The organism is Streptomyces sp. NPDC002181 (assembly GCF_042890485.1).
Classification (GTDB): domain Bacteria; phylum Actinomycetota; class Actinomycetes; order Streptomycetales; family Streptomycetaceae; genus Streptomyces.
Window position 1 is genome coordinate 130,532 of the sequence record NZ_JBIASC010000009.1, and the last position, 16,595, is coordinate 147,126.

General features: G+C 72.8%; 17 protein-coding genes and 1 pseudogene. 11 read left to right on the plus strand and 7 right to left on the minus strand.

The genetic code is table 11. The features are described from left to right. Window positions 1-394 precede the first annotated feature (394 nt). The gene (glnII, locus tag ACFYXV_RS22380) at window positions 395-1,414 is read right to left on the minus strand and encodes a glutamine synthetase (RefSeq protein WP_383343829.1); all 1,020 of its coding nucleotides are present in this window, start codon (window positions 1,412-1,414) and stop codon (window positions 395-397) included. Between the two features lie 259 nt (window positions 1,415-1,673). Between glnII and ACFYXV_RS22385 the strand changes: the two genes are divergently transcribed. Beyond that, the gene (locus ACFYXV_RS22385; protein WP_389383891.1) at window positions 1,674-2,603 is read left to right on the plus strand and encodes a Gfo/Idh/MocA family protein; all 930 of its coding nucleotides are present in this window, start codon (window positions 1,674-1,676) and stop codon (window positions 2,601-2,603) included. A 30-nt stretch (window positions 2,604-2,633) separates the two neighbouring features. On the opposite strand, the gene ACFYXV_RS22390 is transcribed toward ACFYXV_RS22385, so the two are convergent. Both ACFYXV_RS22390 and ACFYXV_RS22395 read right to left on the minus strand, forming a co-directional pair. Continuing rightward, window positions 2,634-3,209, minus strand: coding sequence for a hypothetical protein (locus ACFYXV_RS22390; RefSeq protein WP_389383841.1), 576 nt, complete (start codon window positions 3,207-3,209; stop codon window positions 2,634-2,636). Window positions 3,210-3,320: 111 nt separating this feature from the next. Next, window positions 3,321-3,692, minus strand: a complete 372-nt coding sequence (locus tag ACFYXV_RS22395) for an ArsC/Spx/MgsR family protein (RefSeq protein ID WP_389383842.1) — start codon at window positions 3,690-3,692, stop codon at window positions 3,321-3,323. Window positions 3,693-3,799: 107 nt separating this feature from the next. On the opposite strand from ACFYXV_RS22395, the gene ACFYXV_RS22400 reads away from it, so the two are divergent. Then, a complete protein-coding gene (locus tag ACFYXV_RS22400; protein WP_048477132.1) occupies window positions 3,800-4,057 on the plus strand; it encodes a hypothetical protein in 258 nt (85 codons plus the stop codon). Between the two features lie 172 nt (window positions 4,058-4,229). Here ACFYXV_RS22400 and ACFYXV_RS22405 read toward each other — a convergent pair whose 3' ends face one another. Then, complete coding sequence (locus ACFYXV_RS22405; protein ID WP_385474778.1) at window positions 4,230-5,321, minus strand: PP2C family protein-serine/threonine phosphatase; 1,092 nt, start codon at window positions 5,319-5,321, stop codon at window positions 4,230-4,232. Between the two features lie 89 nt (window positions 5,322-5,410). Here ACFYXV_RS22405 and ACFYXV_RS22410 point away from each other — a divergent pair, with 89 nt between their 5' ends. The 3 genes from ACFYXV_RS22410 to ACFYXV_RS22420 all read left to right on the plus strand — a co-directional run bounded on the left by ACFYXV_RS22410 (window position 5,411) and on the right by ACFYXV_RS22420 (window position 8,461). Further along, window positions 5,411-6,130 carry a VIT family protein gene (locus tag ACFYXV_RS22410; RefSeq protein WP_385474780.1) on the plus strand — a complete coding sequence of 240 codons (720 nt, stop codon included), beginning with the start codon at window positions 5,411-5,413 and terminating at the stop codon, window positions 6,128-6,130. 24 nt (window positions 6,131-6,154) lie between these two features. Beyond that, window positions 6,155-7,048, plus strand: coding sequence for a TIGR01777 family oxidoreductase (locus ACFYXV_RS22415; protein ID WP_385474782.1), 894 nt, complete (start codon window positions 6,155-6,157; stop codon window positions 7,046-7,048). A gap of 156 nt (window positions 7,049-7,204) precedes the next feature. Further along, complete coding sequence (locus tag ACFYXV_RS22420) at window positions 7,205-8,461, plus strand: FAD-dependent oxidoreductase (protein ID WP_385474784.1); 1,257 nt, start codon at window positions 7,205-7,207, stop codon at window positions 8,459-8,461. 75 nt (window positions 8,462-8,536) lie between these two features. Here ACFYXV_RS22420 and ACFYXV_RS22425 read toward each other — a convergent pair whose 3' ends face one another. Next, on the minus strand, window positions 8,537-10,015 hold the full coding sequence (locus tag ACFYXV_RS22425; RefSeq protein ID WP_389383843.1) for a regulator: 1,479 nt from the start codon (window positions 10,013-10,015) through the stop codon (window positions 8,537-8,539). Between the two features lie 173 nt (window positions 10,016-10,188). On the opposite strand from ACFYXV_RS22425, the gene ACFYXV_RS22430 reads away from it, so the two are divergent. The 5 genes from ACFYXV_RS22430 (at window position 10,189) to ACFYXV_RS22450 (ending at window position 13,742) form a co-directional block, all read left to right on the plus strand. Next, window positions 10,189-10,518 carry a hypothetical protein gene (locus tag ACFYXV_RS22430; RefSeq protein WP_389383844.1) on the plus strand — a complete coding sequence of 110 codons (330 nt, stop codon included), beginning with the start codon at window positions 10,189-10,191 and terminating at the stop codon, window positions 10,516-10,518. A 76-nt stretch (window positions 10,519-10,594) separates the two neighbouring features. Then, the gene (gene lipB, locus ACFYXV_RS22435) at window positions 10,595-11,392 is read left to right on the plus strand and encodes a lipoyl(octanoyl) transferase LipB (RefSeq protein WP_383343856.1); all 798 of its coding nucleotides are present in this window, start codon (window positions 10,595-10,597) and stop codon (window positions 11,390-11,392) included. A gap of 110 nt (window positions 11,393-11,502) precedes the next feature. Next, window positions 11,503-12,456, plus strand: coding sequence for a lipoyl synthase (lipA, locus tag ACFYXV_RS22440; protein WP_383501534.1), 954 nt, complete (start codon window positions 11,503-11,505; stop codon window positions 12,454-12,456). 379 nt (window positions 12,457-12,835) lie between these two features. Further along, window positions 12,836-13,033 (plus strand): hypothetical protein, encoded by a 198-nt coding sequence (locus ACFYXV_RS22445; RefSeq protein WP_030863404.1) that lies wholly within the window; start codon window positions 12,836-12,838, stop codon window positions 13,031-13,033. 10 nt (window positions 13,034-13,043) lie between these two features. Continuing rightward, window positions 13,044-13,742 carry a DUF4191 domain-containing protein gene (locus ACFYXV_RS22450; protein ID WP_030863407.1) on the plus strand — a complete coding sequence of 233 codons (699 nt, stop codon included), beginning with the start codon at window positions 13,044-13,046 and terminating at the stop codon, window positions 13,740-13,742. 27 nt (window positions 13,743-13,769) lie between these two features. Here ACFYXV_RS22450 and ACFYXV_RS22455 read toward each other — a convergent pair. Further along, window positions 13,770-14,150 (minus strand): annotated as a pseudogene (locus ACFYXV_RS22455) (RDD family protein); the annotation flags it as partial. Window positions 14,151-14,334: 184 nt separating this feature from the next. Here ACFYXV_RS22455 and glnA point away from each other — a divergent pair. Further along, a complete protein-coding gene (gene glnA / locus ACFYXV_RS22460) occupies window positions 14,335-15,744 on the plus strand; it encodes a type I glutamate--ammonia ligase (protein ID WP_030863412.1) in 1,410 nt (469 codons plus the stop codon). An 88-nt stretch (window positions 15,745-15,832) separates the two neighbouring features. Here the strand turns inward: glnA and ACFYXV_RS22465 are convergent, their stop codons facing one another. Then, complete coding sequence (locus tag ACFYXV_RS22465) at window positions 15,833-16,516, minus strand: TetR family transcriptional regulator (protein ID WP_389383845.1); 684 nt, start codon at window positions 16,514-16,516, stop codon at window positions 15,833-15,835. Between the last annotated feature and the right edge of the window lie 79 nt (window positions 16,517-16,595).

The following is a 16,595-nucleotide window of genomic DNA, read 5'->3' on the forward strand; positions in this document are numbered from 1 at the left end:
CTCTTTCACGCGAAGTGGCAGGCAGGAGAGGACGTACGTACGTCATCGCGTACCGCGCGGACCGAAGGCCTCGGGGAAGCCCTGCTGGCGGATCCCGAAAGGCTTTAGAGGGCCGGCGCGTTCTCCGTGCGGCAACACACCCGGTCGAAATCGTGATCCTGACGGGAGGGCCAGAACGGCTCGAGGTCGCTGCGACCGTTCGAGGTGTGTGAGTGGCTGGCCATGAGCGCCATTGAAGCAGATGTGAAGGTCCCGAGGCAGGCTGCGTCTCACTTCGTGGATCGGAATCTCAAATTCCGCGACTCGACCTCCAGCGAACCTCCGGTAACGCCAACGCGCGACGCCCGCCGGGCCACTGGGGCTCGGCGGGCGCCGCGGGCGGACGGACCCGGTCTCAGACCAGGCCCTCCTTCTTCAGGCTCGTGCAGCAGGTGTCGACGATGAGGCGGGTGACCACGTACGGGTCCACGTTCGCGTTCGGGCGGCGGTCCTCGATGTAGCCCTTGCCGTCCTTCTCCACCTGCCACGGGATGCGGACGGAGGCGCCGCGGTCCGAGACGCCGTAGCTGAACTCGTTCCACGGGGCGGTCTCGTGCAGGCCCGTCAGGCGCTCGTCGATGCCGGCGCCGTAGTTCTTGACGTGGTCCAGCGGCTTGCTGCCCTCGCCCAGCGCCTCGCACGCCGTGATGATGGCGCGGTAGTCCTCGCGCATCGCCTTCGTGGAGAAGTTGGTGTGCGCGCCCGCGCCGTTCCAGTCGCCCTTCACCGGCTTCGGGTTCAGCGTCGCCGATACGTTGAAGTCCTCGGCGGTGCGGTACAGCAGCCAGCGGGCGATCCACAGCTGGTCGGAGACCTCCAGCGGGCCGACCGGGCCGACCTGGAACTCCCACTGGCCGGGCATGACCTCGGCGTTGATGCCGGAGATGGCCAGGCCCGCCGCCAGGCAGTGGTCCAGGTGCTTCTCGACGATGTCGCGGCCGAAGATCTCGTCGGCGCCCACACCGCAGTAGTAGCCGCCCTGCGCGGCCGGGAAGCCGCCCACCGGGAAGCCGAGCGGCCGGATGCCGTCGAAGAAGGTGTACTCCTGCTCGATGCCGAAGATCGGCTCCTGCTCCCCGAACCGCTCCGCGACCGGACGCAGCAGGGCGCGGGTGTTCGACTCGTGCGGGGTCATGTCGATGTTCATGACCTCGCACAGCACGAGGACGTTGTCGCCGCCCCGGATCGGGTCCGGGCAGGAGAACACCGGCTGGAGCACGCGGTCGGAGGCGTGGCCCTCGGCCTGGTTGGTGCTCGATCCGTCGAAGCCCCAGATCGGCAGCGCCTCGCCGTCGGCCAGGATCTTCGTCTTGGAGCGCAGCTTCGCCGTCGGCTCGGTGCCGTCGATCCAGATGTACTCAGCCTTGTAGCTCACGGGCCCCATCCTTCGGTGCGTCGCTCCGGCGCAGACTCTGCGGGTGCTGCGTTGCGGGTGCTGCGTTGGTCGTGCGTTCGTCGTACTGCGGTGCGTTGCGGTGTGACCGCAGCGTGCCCGCTCGCGATTTCTCTTCCGTTGCCCGTGTGTGAACCCCGTGTTACCGAGGTTTACGCCGCAGGTCGAGCGGGTTGTGCGGGTTGATGGCAGCGCGCCCGTCCGAGTGGGGCAGACTGAGCGGGTGAGCATTTCGTACGATTTGAACTCGGCCGATGACCCCGCGGACTCCCCCCGCCTGCCGGCCCGCCCCCGGGTCGGCCTGCTGGGCACCGGCCCCTGGGCCCACCGCACCCATGCCCCCGCCCTCGCCGCGCACGCTGGCTCCGAGTTCGCCGGAGTGTGGGGCCGCCGCCCCGAGGCCGCGGCCGAGCTGGCGGCCGCGTACGGGGTGAAGGTGTACGAAGACGCCGACGAGCTGTTCGCCGACTGTGACGTCGTCGCCTTCGCCCTGCCGCCTGACGTCCAGGCCGGGATGGCCGTACGCGCGGCCGCCGCGGGCTGCCAACTGCTGCTCGACAAGCCCGTCGCCACGACCGCCGAGGACGCGCGCGCCGTCGCCCGCGCCGCAGCCCGGCACGGCGTGGCCTCCGTCGTCTTCCTCACCCTCCGCTTCGCCGAGCCGGCCGCCGGCTGGGTCGCCGAGCAGGCCGCCCGCAGCGGGTGGTTCACGGCGAGCGCCCACTGGCTCGGCGCCGTCTTCCCGCCCGACGGGGCGCCCAGCGCGTACGCCGACTCGCCCTGGCGCAAGGCCAAGGGCGGGCTGTGGGACGTCGGCCCGCACGCGCTGTCCGTCCTGATCCCGGTCCTCGGCGACGTCACCTCCGTCTCCGCCACCCGCGGCCCCTCCGACGTGGTGCAGCTCGCGCTGCGGCACACCTCGGGCGCGGCGAGCACGGCCGTGCTCAGTCTGGGCGCCCCGACGGCGGCGGCCGGGGTGGGCCTGGAGCTGCGCGGGGCCGAGGGCGTGTTCTCGCTGCCGAACTGGACCGACGTACCGGGCGCGTACGGACGTGCACTCGACGCGCTGCTGACCGCCGCCCGCACCGGCGTGGCGGACCCCCGGGACGCGGAGTTCGCGGCCCGCCTGACGGAGATCCTGGCGGAGGCCGAGTCCCGGCTGCCGCAGTGAGCGGGCCGCGGGTCCCTCACCGCGGCGGGGCTACTTGATGACGGCGTTGGCCACGATGATGGCGAGGCCGATGGTGGCGTCCGCCAGGCCCATGAGCAGGGCCGAACCGATCCGGTAGCCGACGCGCAGCGCCACGAAGGAGCCCCACGCGAACAGCAGCGCCGTGTTCAGGCCGAGCCCGACGGCGGTCACCGCCTGGGAGTCCCAGTGGGCGAGCCCGGAGGCGAGCAGGAGCAGGACGGTGGGAAGAGTGGCCACGATCATCGGCCACTCGTTCCACAGGGCCCGTGAGAGCACCCGCCACCGGTGGGCGGCGGAGCCGGGCTGGTGGCCGGCCATGTGGTGCGAGTAGCCGTGCGCGAGCGCGGCCGCGCCGGCGGTGACCAGGACCCAGCTCGCGTCGTAGAACGGGGTGGACTCCCCGCCCGCCTGATCGAGCGCGGCCAGCAGGCCGGACGCGAGCACGGTCCCGTAGACCCCGCCGAACATCCAGTCGGCGCCCCGGTGCGGTGGGTGCAGGTGGGGCGGGGGAAGCCGTTCCCGGTCCTGGGGTCCCTGTTCGTCGGGCCGGGCCTGGTGGTCGGGCCGGGCCTGGTCGTCGGTCATCGCCGTCCTTCGATGCGCTGTTCCGGTGCGGTTCATCCCCCTTTGCCGTGTTCAACACCTTATGGGGTGGGCGGGTGAGGGCGAGATGAGGAACGGGCGCCGGCTCTCGGATCAGGGGCGGCGGGACAGGGCCTCGCGGACCGCCTCCTCCGAGCGGCCGACCACCGCCGTGCCGTCCTGCGCCGTGATGATCGGGCGCTGGATGAGCCGGGGGTGGGCCGCCAGGTGGGCGATCCAGCGGCCCCGGGCCTCGTCCGTCTCCTCGCGCGGCAGGTCCCGTACGCCGGTCTCCTTCGCGAGCGGGTCCGAGGTGCGCGTGATGTCCCACGGCTCCAGGCCGAGCCGGCCCAGGACCTCGCGGATCTCGGCCTCGGACGGTACGTCCTCCAGGTAGCGGCGCACCGTGTACTCGGCGCCCTCCGCGTCCAGCAGGGTCAGCGCGCTGCGGCACTTCGAGCAGGCGGGATTGATCCAGATCTCCATGGCCCCCAGCCTAGTCAGGGCCTGTCTGGCCAGGGGCTTTTGTCAGTGGTCCCCGGTAAAATCGAGGGAGAACGACAGGAAGCCAACTACCGTTTGGGAGGCTGTAGATGGCCACTGCCATGACCTTCGAGCCCGTCAAGAAGAAGCCGCTGCCGGCGGGTCTGCCCCGCGAGTGGTACGAGAGCCACAACCGCCGTCTGAAGGCGATGCGGCTGGCGATATCCCTGCTCGACTCGGGAACGTACGACGCCCGCCGCGCCACCAACCGGAAGATCCGCACCATGGCCGTCCGCACGGGCGTCCACCGCCCGTCGAACGTCACGTGCAAGCTGGTCCGCGCCTTCATCGTCAGCAACGGAGCCTGAGCCCTGCCCCACGGCGTCCGGCCGGCCCCGCGGCCCGCCGGACGCCCCGCGGAAGGCCGCTCCCGGCGGGGCGGCCACGCCGGGCGACGGACGCCGGGCGGGGCGGCCACGCCGGGCGACGGACGCCGGCCCGGGGGCCCGTTCCCCGTCACCCGGCACCCGGCACCCGGGATCAGGGCTCCGGGAGGGACAGCACCAGCAGGGCCACGTCGTCGCGCGGGCCGCCGGCGGTGAACTGCAGCAGGTCCTGCCAGATCGCCTCGACCAGCCCCGCCGGATCCCGCTCCAGCGCCGGGAGCCGGTCCGCCAGAGGATAGAACTCGCCCGCCGCGTCCCTGGCCTCCGTCACCCCGTCCGTGTGCGCCAGCACCCGGTCGCCCGGCAGCAGCCGTACGTCGGCCACCACCGCCAGATCCGGTCCGGCGAGCCCGAGCCCCAGCGGAGGCCCCGGTACCACGGCCAGCTCGGACACCGCGGACGCCCGCAGCAGCAGCGCCGGCGGATGCCCGCACGACAGGATCCGTACGAGGTCCAGCCCCGGCGGGAACTCCAGCAGCAGCACCGTCGCGAACAGCTCCGGCTGCTCGGAGGCCCCCTCCGCCGAGCCCGCAGTGTCCGCCAGCAGCCTGCGGTCCAGCCGGGCGGCCACCGCGGCGAGCTCCGCATCGTCCAGCACCCCCTCGCGGAAGGCGCCGAGCATCGCGGCCACCGTCCCGACCGCCGCCAGGCCGTGCCCCTGCACGTCCCCGACCAGCGCCCGCACCCCGTACGGCCCGGCCCGTACGTCGTACAGGTCGCCGCCTACCAGCGTGCCGCGCTGCGCGGCCCGGTACAGCCCGGCGCAGCGCACCGGACCGACCTGCTCCGGTACCGGCGGCAGCACCGCCAGCTGCGCCGCCTCCGCCACCGTCCGTACGCTGACCAGCTGGGCGTCACGGCGCCGCCGCACCCAGGCGATGACCACGCTCAGCAGCCCGATCGCCGCCACCGTGGCCAGGTCCGCGCCGCGCGGGTGCGCGGTTCCGGCCCACGGCATGCCGAGCAGCGACAGCACGATCCCCGCGAAGACGGCGGTGCCGGCCGCACCGTAGGCGAAGGCGGCCACCGGCGGCAGTCCGGCCAGGAAGAAGCCGACCTCCGCCTCGCCCTGGGTGAGGCGCTGTACGAGCACGAGCACCACGAGTGCCGCCACGGGGGCGATACGGGCCCAGAGCGGTGGTGGCTTGCCGTGCAGCCAGCCGGGCTCCTCACGTCGGCGTCTCACCCCTCCACCCTGGTACGGGCGAGGGGGGCGCGCACGCCGGACCGACCCGCCGGGTGGCCCCGCGGGGTCCGGGCGCCGACAGTGGTCCCGTGACCGATGCGGGAACCGGCGGCGGACAGGCCGCGGCGGAGCAGAGCGCGGAGATCGGCTCGCGCCTGAACTGGCTGCGGGCCGGGGTGCTCGGCGCCAACGACGGGATCATCTCCACCGCGGGCCTGGTGGTGGGCGTGGCCGGGGCCACCACCTCGCGGGCGTCGATCCTCGCGGCGGGGGTGGCCGGACTGCTGGCCGGAGCCCTGTCGATGGCGGCGGGGGAGTACGTCTCGGTGAGCTCCCAGCGGGACTCCGAACGGGCCGCCCTGGAGACGGAGCGGCGGGAGCTGGCGGAGGATCCGGAGGCGGAGCTGACGGAACTCACCGAGCTGCTGGAGGCCAGGGGGCTGAAGCGGGAGCTGGCCCGGGAGGCGGCCGTGCAGCTGACGGAGCGGGACGCGCTGAGGGCGCACGCGCGGGTGGAGCTCGGGATCGACCCCGACGAACTGGTGAACCCCTGGCACGCGGCGTTCGCGAGCCTGATCGCCTTCACGGTGGGGGCGCTGCTGCCGCTGCTGGCGATCACGCTGCCGGAGCCTTCGGAGCGGGTGCCGGTGACGGTGGCGGCCGTACTGGCGGCGCTGACGCTGTGCGGGGTGATCAGCGCCCGCCTGGGCGGAGCCCCCGCCCCCCGCGCGATCCTGCGCAACGTCACGGGCGGCGCCCTGGCGATGGCCGTCACCTATGCGGCGGGCACCCTGCTGGGCGGTTCCTGACCGCCGGGGCGCCATGATGGGGGCATGCGCATCGCGATCACCGGTTCCAGCGGGCTCATCGGGCAGGCACTCGTACGCTCCCTCCGGGCCGACGGGCACGAGGTGGTGCGCTTCGTACGGCGTACGCCCTCCGTGCCCGACGAGGCCGAGTGGGATCCGCGGCGCGGATACGTGGACCCCGCCGGGCTCGCCGGCTGCGGGGCCGTCGTCCACCTCGCCGGGGCCGGGGTCGGCGATCACCGCTGGACCGACGCGTACAAGAAGGAGATCCGGGACAGCCGGGTCGCGGGAACCGCCGCCATGGCCCGGGCGATCGCCGCGCTCGACGCGCCGCCCGCCGTCTTCGTCTGCTGCACCGCCATCGGCTACTACGGGGACACCGGCGAGCGCGCCGTCGACGAGCACGCCCCCGCCGGGCAGGGCTTCCTGCCCGAGGTCTGCGTCGAGTGGGAGGCGGCCGCCGCCCCCGCCCGGGCGGCCGGCGTACGAACGGTCTTCGCCCGGACCGGACTGGTCGTCGCGGCCGAGGGCGGGGCCTGGGGCAAGCTGTTCCCGATCTTCAAGGCCGGGCTCGGCGGCCGGCTCGGCAACGGCCGCCAGTACTGGTCGTTCATCTCCCTGCGCGACGAGATCGCCGCCCTGCGGCACGCCATCGACACCCCCGGCCTGTCCGGCCCCGTGAACCTCACCGCCCCCGAACCCGTGACCAACCGCGAGGTCACCGCCGCGATGGGCCGGGTCCTGCACCGGCCGACGCCCTTCTCCGTGCCGGCCCCCGCCCTGCGCGTCGTGCTCGGGGAGTTCGCCGGGGACGTGCTCGGCAGTCAGCGGGTGCGCCCGGCCCGGCTGTTGGAGTCCGGCTTCACCTTCCGGGACCCGGGCATCGACCAGTCGATCCGCGCCGCACTGGCCGAATAGCCCGGCGGGCCCGCCCCCGTGCGACCGTCTGTGACCCGGGTGCGACCGGTGTGCGACCGGAGCCCGCCGTAATACCCCACCGAACTCGGGTTCCCCTGGAGCCCGTTGGGGGAAGGAGGATTCCCACACAGCCGCGCCGACCTCGGGGAGGGGCACGTGCTCACCAGCTCGCACCGCACCGCACAGCACGCGGACGTCGTCATCGTAGGAGCCGGGGTCTCAGGACTCGCGGCGGCGCACCACCTGATCGCCGCAGGGGTCACGGTCACCGTCCTGGAGGCCGCCGACGATCCCGGAGGCCGGATGGCCACCGGGCACGTCGACGGATTCCGGCTGGATCGGATCGGGCAGTTGCTCAACACCTCGTACACGGAACTCGACCGGACCCCCGGCCTGGCCGGCCTGGTCCTGCGCCCCTTCGCGCCCGGGGTGCTCGTCCACACCGACGGCCGGCAGCTGCGCGCCGGGGCCCTGACCCCGGCCCGCGCGCTGGCCAGCGGATCCTTCGACCAGGCCCGGCTCAGCGCGTACCTCGGCCGGCTCGCCGCCCTGCCGGTGGAACGCGTACTGGCCCGCCCGGAGCGCACCGCGCTCGCCGCCCTGCGCTCCCGGGCCCTCGGCACCACCCTGCGCCCCCTGCTCACCGCACTGCTGCGCGATCCGGAGCTCTCCACCTCCAGCCGGGTCGCCGACCTGGCCCTGCGCACCTTCGCCCGCGGCCGGCTCGCCGTGCCCGAGGGCGGGGCCGCCACCCTGCCCGGACTCCTCGCCGCCACCCTGCCGCCCGGCACGGTGCGCACCGGGGTCCGGGTCCGCTCGGTGGCGACCAGGCTGGTCACCACCGAGGAGCACGGCGACTTCAGCTGCCGCTCCGCCGTCCTGGCCACCGGCGCCCGGGCCGCCGCCGACCTGCTGCCCGGGCTGCGGGTGCCCGCCTTCCACGAGGTCACCGTCATCCACCACGCCACCGCCGCCCCGCTCCCGTGGGACGGCTCGCTCCTGCTCGACGGGGATCCGCGCTGGCCGATCGCCCACACCGCCGTGATGAGCGCGGTCGACCCGACGCGGGCCCCGGCCGGCCGGAGCCTGGTCACCACCACCGTCCTCGGCCCGCCGCCACCCGCCCGTACGGTCGCCTCGCGCCTGGCCCGGCTGTACGAGACCGGCACCCGCGACTGGGAGCTGCTGGCCGTCCACCACGCCCCGGAGGCCGTCCCGGCGATGCCGCCGCCGTACGACCTGCGCCGGCCGGTCCGGGTCCTGGCCGGGCTGTACGTGTGCGGCGACCACCGCGACTCCAACACCGTCCAGGGCGCCCTGCACTCGGCCCGCCGGGCCGCCACCGCCGTCCTGCGCGACTTCGGCATCCGGCTCCCGGCGAGCGCGGAGCCCGCGGTCCGGGCGGTGGCCTGAGAACCACCATCCGACCGCGGGCCGAGGGCCCGGTTCCCCCGCGGAACCGGGCCCTCGGCCGCACGGCGCACGGCCTCAGGACAGCGCCGCCACCCGGTCCCGGTACGTCCGCACCGCCGAGGCGTCCCGGTACGGCTCCAGCCGCCGCTCGAAGTCCCGTACGTACTCCACCGCGCGCACCGACCGCATCTCCATCGCCTGCTGCGCCGCCTCCGCGCCCAGCGCGCACGCCTGGTCCAGCTCGCCCAGTCCCAGCCGCGCCGTCGCCAGCACCACCCGGCAGAACAGCCGCGAGCGCGCGAACCCGGGCGCCCGCAGCTGGAGCGAACGCTCCGCGTGCTGCGCCGAGGCCCGGTACTGCTGGAGGTCCCGGTGGCAGTGCCCGAACTCGTCCGCCAGCTGCCCCTCGTCGAAGAGGCGCGCCCAGTGCGGCACGTCGTCCCCCGGCCGGGCCGCGCCCAGCGCCCGCTCGGCCCGCACCAGCGAGGCCGTCGCCGCCCGGACCTCGCCCAGCACCGCGTGCCCGCGCGCCTCCGCCGAGTGCAGGAGCGCCTGCACCACCGGCGGCGGCCCCGAGCCCACGCCCTGCTGCGCGACGCGGGCCAGCTGCACCGCCTCCCGGCCGTGGCCGAGGTAGACCGCCTGCCGGCTCATGGTCACCAGCACGTACGAGCCGTAGGGCCGGTCCCCGGCGGCCTGCGCGAGGCGCAGCGCCTGCACGAAGTAGCGCTGGGCGAGCCCGTGCGCGGCGATGTCGTACGAGGTCCAGCCCGCGAGCCGGGTCAGGTCGGCCGCGGCCGAGAAGAGCCGGCGCCCGGTGGTCTCCCCGTACGTGCCGCGCAGCATCGGCTCGGCCTCGTGCTCCAGGTAGCGCACCAGGGCCTGCCGGGCGTGCCCGCCGCCGTAGGTGTGGTCCAGGGTCCGGAACAGCTCGCTCACCGAGCGCAGCGCCGCGATGTCCCCGCTCGTCACCCGCTGGCCGGGCCCCCGGTCGATCTGCCGCTGCCGGGGCACCGAGCCGCGCCCCTGGACCGGGACGCGGGCCGCAACCGCGGCTGCGGCGGCCGCCGCAGCGGCGGCAGCGGTCGCCGGGTCCGCTCCGCGGCCCACGCGCTCGTCGGCGCGTCCGATGAGCCAGTCCCGGCTGGGCACGACCAGCCCGGCCGGGGTGAACGCGATCTTCCGCAGCTCGGCGTGGGAGCCGGAGTCCTTGCGCCACAGGCCGCTGGCGATGTCCACGGCCTCCTCCGGGGTGGCCGCGAACTCCAGACCGGCGTAGACGGGCGCACAGGCGTCCAGGCCCAGGTCCTGCGCGGAGAGCCGGCGGCCCAGGCGGCGGGTGAAGACCTCGGCGATCAGCGCCGGGGTGGTCCCGCGCGGCTGCTGCCCGCGGAGCCACCGGGTCACGGAGGTCTTGTCGTACCGCAGATCGAGACCGTGCTCCAGGCCGAGCTGGTCGACGCGGCGGGCCAGACCGGCGTTGGAGAACCCGGCTTCCGCGATCAGCGCCGCGAGCTGCCGGTTGGGGACGCGCTGGGCAGGTCGTTCCGTCATCGGCTCCACGGTTTCCTGACGTGACGGACCGGGGTCCCGGCCCTGTGAACGGCGTGAATGTAGCGGCGAACTCCGCTCATGCCGCCCCCTCTGTCCCACATTCATCCGATCGTGTGCAGAATCGGTAGGGCGCTTTACGGACCGACCCCCTCCGTCCGCGTACGCTGCGCGACATGACCCGCAGGCCCACCAGGGCGGAGCCCTCCGCCGACGACACCGCACGACTGCCCGCACCGCTGCCCGCGCCCGAGCTGACCGAGGCCGAGTGCCGGCGCTGCGGCACGTACATCGCGGGGCTGGACGGGCGGTACGCGTGCGGCGTGTGCGGCTGGGTCAACGACCACTCGGAGGGCCACCGGCGGCTGCCGACGGCCGACGAGGACCCGGACCGGCCGGCGGCCCGGAGCCGGCCGCGCAGGCGCAGGCCGCTGCCGCCCGGCCCGCAGGAGGGCCCGCCGGGCCCGGCGCCGGCCCCCGCCGACCCCTCGCCGCCGGGCCACTGAGGGGGCGGATTCCGGCCGCCGTACCCTTGGCTGGTGCGATACGTGCACACGGCAGGTTCAACGAGGAGGCGCTGCGGTGGCTGAGCTTGGGTTTGTCCATCTGGGCTTCGGACCCGATTACGTCGAGTACACCCAGGCCTGGGAGGAGCAGCGGCGGGTCCACGCCGCGCGCTTCGAGGACGAGATCGGCGACACCTGCCTCCTGCTGGAGCACCAGCCCGTGTACACGGCCGGCCGGCGCACCGCCGAGAGCGAGCGCCCGCTGGACGGCACCCCCGTCGTGGACGTGGACCGCGGCGGCAAGATCACCTGGCACGGACCCGGCCAGCTGGTCGGCTACCCGATCATGAAGCTGCCCCGCCCGGTCGACGTCGTCGCGCACGTGCGCCGGCTGGAGGAGGCGCTGATACGCACCGCCGCCGAGTTCGGCCTGGAGACCACCCGGGTCGAGGGCCGGTCCGGGGTCTGGGTCCTGGGCGACCCCGTCGAGGAGCGGCCGAAGCTGGGCGGGCTCTCCCTCGACCTCGACCCGCGGCTGACGGACGAGGAGTTCGACCCGCGTCTGAACGGCCCCGAGTACGCCCCCTCCAACGCGGGCCAGCGCCGCGAGGACCGCAAGCTGGCCGCCATCGGCATCCGCGTCGCCAAGGGCGTCACCATGCACGGCTTCGCGATCAACGTGAACCCGGACAGCACCTGGTTCGACCGGATCATCCCGTGCGGGATCCGGGACGCCGGTGTGACCTCGCTCTCGTACGAACTGGGCCGCGAGGTCTCCATCGCCGACGTCCTGCCGGTGATCGAACGCCACCTGAAGGACGTACTGGAGCAGGCGGAACTGCGGCCGCGGGAGATCGAGCCCGCCGCGGGCTGACGGCCGGGGGAATGCGGCCGGTCACCGCCAGGTTGGCCGACGTAAGAGCGTATGAAATTACGGGCGTACCCTGGTGGGCGCCGAAGAATCGAAGTCACAGGGAGCCGGTCGTGTCCGCAGTCGCACCCGACGGACGCAAGATGCTGCGCCTCGAGGTCCGTAACGCCCAGACGCCCATCGAGCGCAAGCCCGAGTGGATCAAGACCCGGGCGAAGATGGGTCCCGAGTACACGAAGATGCAGGCCCTGGTGAAGGGCGAAGGACTGCACACCGTGTGCCAGGAGGCCGGTTGCCCCAACATCTACGAATGCTGGGAGGACCGCGAGGCCACCTTCCTCATCGGTGGCGACCAGTGCACCCGGCGCTGTGACTTCTGTCAGATCGACACGGGCAAGCCCGAGGCCCTGGACCGGGACGAGCCGCGCCGCGTCGGCGAGTCGGTCGTCACGATGGACCTGAACTACGCCACGATCACGGGCGTCGCGCGCGACGACCTGGCCGACGGCGGTGCCTGGCTGTACGCGGAGACGGTGCGCCAGATCCACGAGCAGACGGCGGCCCGCGAGGGCGGCCACACCAAGGTCGAGCTGCTGGCCCCCGACTTCAACGCGGTCCCGGAGCTGCTGGAGGAGGTCTTCGCCTCCCGCCCCGAGGTCTTCGCCCACAACGTGGAGACGGTGCCGCGGATCTTCAAGCGGATCCGCCCCGGCTTCCGCTACGAGCGCTCGCTCGACGTGATCCGCCAGGCCCGCGCCTACGGCCTGGTCACCAAGTCCAACCTGATCCTGGGCATGGGCGAGGAGCGCGAGGAGGTCTCGCAGGCGCTGAAGGAGCTGCACGAGGCCGGCTGCGAGCTCATCACCATCACCCAGTACCTGCGGCCCTCGCCGCGGCACCACCCCGTCGAGCGCTGGGTGAAGCCGGCCGAGTTCGTGGAGCTGGCGAAGGAGGCCGAGGAAATCGGCTTCTCCGGTGTGATGTCGGGCCCGCTGGTCCGCTCCTCTTACCGGGCCGGGCGCCTGTACACGCAGGCGATGGAGAAGCGCAGCCGAGCCGGAGCGTAGGTTGCGGGTCCGCCCGAGGCACGAGGGCGGACACGCGGCCGGAGCGGTGGCGAGGCAGGGCTCGACCGAGGGCGCAGAGAAGCGCGCCGCGGTGTGACGCGCGCTACCATACGGACTGTGTGAACTCACGCACAAAGTCTTACCAACGGGTAACACCGCATCGACGCGGCCCCTAGGCTCTTCATACGGAGAGTCCGGCGGGCCGCGTAAATGTTTCATCACCGTTTGACCGACCGGTCATGCCCTGGTAACACCAGTCAGTGACGATGGCTCCACGCACCGCGCACACCGGCGCACACCGGCGCACACCACCGCCACGCGCCTCGTTGCGCTCCAGACCGTCCCCGAACCGCCCAGCACCGTGAAAGGGATCGACATCATGCAGGCCGCGCCCGTACGCGCCATTGCCATTCCGTCGTTCACCGACGCCTTCCGGGGCTTCGAGTCGCTGCTCATGAGCGGCGCCCGCCGCAACGCATGGAGCGCCGTCCTGGAGGACCGCCGCAGGGCCAAGGACCGGGTCGAAACCGAGCACGTACTCGAGGCCGCGGCCACCCGGACCCCGCAGGCCACGTAAACTTCGCTCTATGGCGAGGAAGTCAAACGCAGAGACTGCTGCGAACCCCGGGCGACTGAAGCAGATCGCCCTGACGTACAAGATGACGCGCAAGGCCGACCCGAAGGTCGGTCTGATCGTCGCGGGCGTGGGAATCGTCACCTTCGGTGTCTTTCTTGCGATCGGCTTCCTGATCGACCACCCGGTCTACCTGGGCATCCTGGGCTTCCTGGTGGCGTTCCTCGCGATGGCGATCGTCTTCGGGCGACGGGCCGAGCGGGCTGCCTTCGGGCAGATGGAGGGACAGCCGGGCGCGGCCGCGGCCGTACTGGACAACGTGGGGCGGGGCTGGACGACCACCCCGGCCGTCGCGATGAACCGGAGCCAGGACATCGTCCACCGGGCCGTGGGCAAGGCCGGCGTCGTGCTGATCGCCGAGGGCAACGCGAACCGCCTGAAGCCGATGCTCGCCGCCGAGAAGAAGAAGCTGGCCCGGATCATGCCGGACATCCCGGTCCACGACTTCATCGTGGGCACCGGCGAGGGCGAGGTCCCGCTGAAGAAGCTCCGCACGACGCTGCTCAAGCTGCCGCGCGTACTGGCGGGTCCGCAGATCACCCAGGTCAACGACAAGCTGCGGGCCATGGGCGACCTCATGAGCAACATGCCGCTGCCGAAGGGCCCGATGCCCAAGGGCATGCGGATGCCGCGCGGCGGAAAGATGCGCTGACCCGCTTTTCGTATACGAGACGGGGGCGAGCAGCACCGTACGGAGCACGACCCGGCCGATGCCGAGGCGGCCGCCGTCCTCCGCGACGACGCGCAGGCCCACCAGCCGCTTGCCGGGGGTGAAGCCCACGGTGCCGACGGTGAGGATGCTCAGCACCACGAAGAGGGCCAGGGTCCAGTTGCCGGTGGCGGTCGGGTTGCCGTGCGTGATCAGCCCGAACGCGATCACCTGGCAGCCGACCCAGTCGATGGCCAGACCGCCGAGGCGGCGGCCGAAGCGCGCCACCGAGCCCGGCCCCTCCTGGGGCAGGCCGAGCCGCTGGCCCCGGTAGCCGAAGTCGACGCCCATGTCCTCGGCGGCCGCGCGGGGGCCGGAGAGCCAGGATCCGATTGCCTGTCTGTTGTCCACCCGACCACGGTACCGGTGGTGTCCGACGGTGTTCCGACGGGACCCTGGTTAACTTGAGCGAAACAAATGGGTCATGCTTGAGAAATCCCGCCTGCTTATGGTCGGGTCAGCGTGCGGCACCGCACTGACGCACCACGAGCTATAAAGCCCGCCCTGCCCCGGGGCCGGGAGTAGGAGGAGTTGGATGTTCCAGAACGCCGACGAAGTGAAGCAGTACATCGAGGAGAACGACGTCAAGTTCGTCGACGTCCGTTTCTGCGACCTGCCTGGTGTGATGCAGCACTTCACCATCCCGGCTCGGGCGTTCGACCCGGCGGAGGAGCTCGCCTTCGACGGCTCCTCCATCCGCGGCTTCCAGGCGATCCACGAGTCCGACATGGCGCTGCGTGCCGACATCACCACCGCGCGCCTGGACCCGTTCCGCAAGGACAAGACGCTCAACATCAACTTCTTCATCCACGACCCGATCACGGGTGAGGCCTACAGCCGCGACCCGCGCAACATCGCGAAGAAGGCCGAGGCGTACCTCGCCTCCACCGGCATCGCCGACACCGCGTACTTCGGCCCCGAGGCCGAGTTCTACGTGTTCGACAGCGTGCGCTTCGCGACCTCCGCGAACGAGGGCTTCTACCACATCGACTCCGAGGCCGGCGCCTGGAACACCGGTTCCGAGGAGAACAACCGCGGCTACAAGGTCCGCTACAAGGGCGGCTACTTCCCGGTGGCCCCGGTCGACCACTTCGCCGACCTGCGCGCCGAGATCTCCCTTGAGCTGGACGCCCAGGGCCTCCAGGTCGAGCGCCAGCACCACGAGGTCGGCACCGGCGGCCAGGCCGAGATCAACTACAAGTTCAACACGCTGCTGGCCGCGGCCGACGACCTGATGCTCTTCAAGTACATCGTGAAGAACGTCGCCTGGCGCAACGGCAAGACCGCGACCTTCATGCCGAAGCCGATCTTCGGTGACAACGGCTCGGGCATGCACGTCCACCAGTCGCTGTGGGCCAACGGCGACCCGCTGTTCTACGACGAGGCCGGCTACGCGGGCCTGTCGGACACCGCCCGCTACTACATCGGCGGCATCCTCAAGCACGCCCCGTCGCTGCTCGCCTTCACCAACCCGACGGTGAACTCGTACCACCGCCTGGTCCCGGGCTTCGAGGCGCCGGTCAACATGGTGTACTCGCAGCGCAACCGCTCCGCCGCGATGCGCATCCCGATCACCGGCTCGAACCCGAAGGCCAAGCGCGTCGAGTTCCGCGCCCCGGACCCGTCCTCGAACCCGTACCTGGCGTTCGCGGCGCTCCTGCTCGCCGGTCTCGACGGTGTGAAGAACAAGATCGAGCCGATGGAGCCGATCGACAAGGACCTCTACGAGCTCTCCCCGGACGAGCACGCGAGCGTCCCGCAGGTCCCGACCAGCCTGGAGGACGTCCTCAAGGCCCTGGAGGCCGACCACGAGTACCTCCTGGCCGGCGGCGTCTTCACCCCGGACCTGATCGAGACCTGGATCGACTACAAGCGCACGCACGAGATCGCCCCGATCGCCCTGCGCCCGCACCCGCACGAGTTCGAGATGTACTTCGACATCTAAGAACCGGCACGCACGACGGCCCCGCCGCTCTCCCAGGAGAGCGGCGGGGCCGTCGTGTTGTCCGGTGCGCCGCCGTACGGGCCCCCGCTCAGGCGGACGGCGGGGCGGGGGGCCCGGAGCGGCGGAGCAGTGACATGCCCGCCGTCAGTTCGCGCAGGCAGCGGACGGCCAGTTCGGGCGGGGAGCCGGGGCCCGCCACCGGGGCCTCCGTCGTCGACCAGAGTTCCAGGGCGATGCGGATCGCGTCCGTGGCGGCCGCCGCGAGGAGGCGTACGCCCAGGGGGTCGGCGCTCTCGCCGGCCAGGCGGGCGATCACCGGGACCAGGCGCTCCTCGGAGTCCTGGTTCACCCGGTACCAGACCGCGCGCAGCGCCTCGTCGGTCGCGGCGGCGCGGAGCAGGCCGCGGGTGACCTCCAGGCCCTCCTCGACCACCTGGGAGTCGCTCAGCGAGCGGGTCACCGCGCGTTCCAGGGCCTCGTCGAGCGGGGTGCCGGGGTCCTCCTCGGCGAGCAGGGCGCGCCAGGCGTCGCCGCCGCCGGCCAGCAGCGGGCCCACGGCCTCCTGCTTGTTGCGGAAGTACCGGTAGAACGTGCGCAGCGCCACGCCCGCGCGGTGCGCGACGTCCTCGGCGGTGGTGCCGTCGGGGCCGTGTTCGGCGAAGAGTTCGCAGGCCGCACGGGCGATGTCGAGCTGGGTGGCGGCCTTGCGGCGCTCGGTCAGCGACTGGGCTCCGGGGCCGGCCACGGGAGAGTACGGACGAGGGGATCTCACGGGTGAAGACTACCTCCCGGTTTCCTACGGAATGCAATTCGTGACTTACTGGCAAAACGTGTCATGACGCGGGTACGCT

What these genes read in the sequence shown, in the direction of transcription:
- ACFYXV_RS22390 (WP_389383841.1), bottom strand. Translation starts at nt 3,209, where the DNA reads ATGACCGACGACCAGGCCCGGCCCGACCACCAGGCCCGGCCCGACGAA.
- ACFYXV_RS22395 (WP_389383842.1), bottom strand. Translation starts at nt 3,692, where the DNA reads ATGGAGATCTGGATCAATCCCGCCTGCTCGAAGTGCCGCAGCGCGCTG.
- ACFYXV_RS22400 (WP_048477132.1), top strand. Translation starts at nt 3,800, where the DNA reads ATGGCCACTGCCATGACCTTCGAGCCCGTCAAGAAGAAGCCGCTGCCG.
- ACFYXV_RS22415 (WP_385474782.1), top strand. Translation starts at nt 6,155, where the DNA reads ATGCGCATCGCGATCACCGGTTCCAGCGGGCTCATCGGGCAGGCACTC.
- ACFYXV_RS22425 (WP_389383843.1), bottom strand. Translation starts at nt 10,015, where the DNA reads ATGACGGAACGACCTGCCCAGCGCGTCCCCAACCGGCAGCTCGCGGCG.
- ACFYXV_RS22430 (WP_389383844.1), top strand. Translation starts at nt 10,189, where the DNA reads ATGACCCGCAGGCCCACCAGGGCGGAGCCCTCCGCCGACGACACCGCA.
- ACFYXV_RS22445 (WP_030863404.1), top strand. Translation starts at nt 12,836, where the DNA reads ATGCAGGCCGCGCCCGTACGCGCCATTGCCATTCCGTCGTTCACCGAC.
- ACFYXV_RS22450 (WP_030863407.1), top strand. Translation starts at nt 13,044, where the DNA reads ATGGCGAGGAAGTCAAACGCAGAGACTGCTGCGAACCCCGGGCGACTG.
- glnA (WP_030863412.1), top strand. Translation starts at nt 14,335, where the DNA reads ATGTTCCAGAACGCCGACGAAGTGAAGCAGTACATCGAGGAGAACGAC.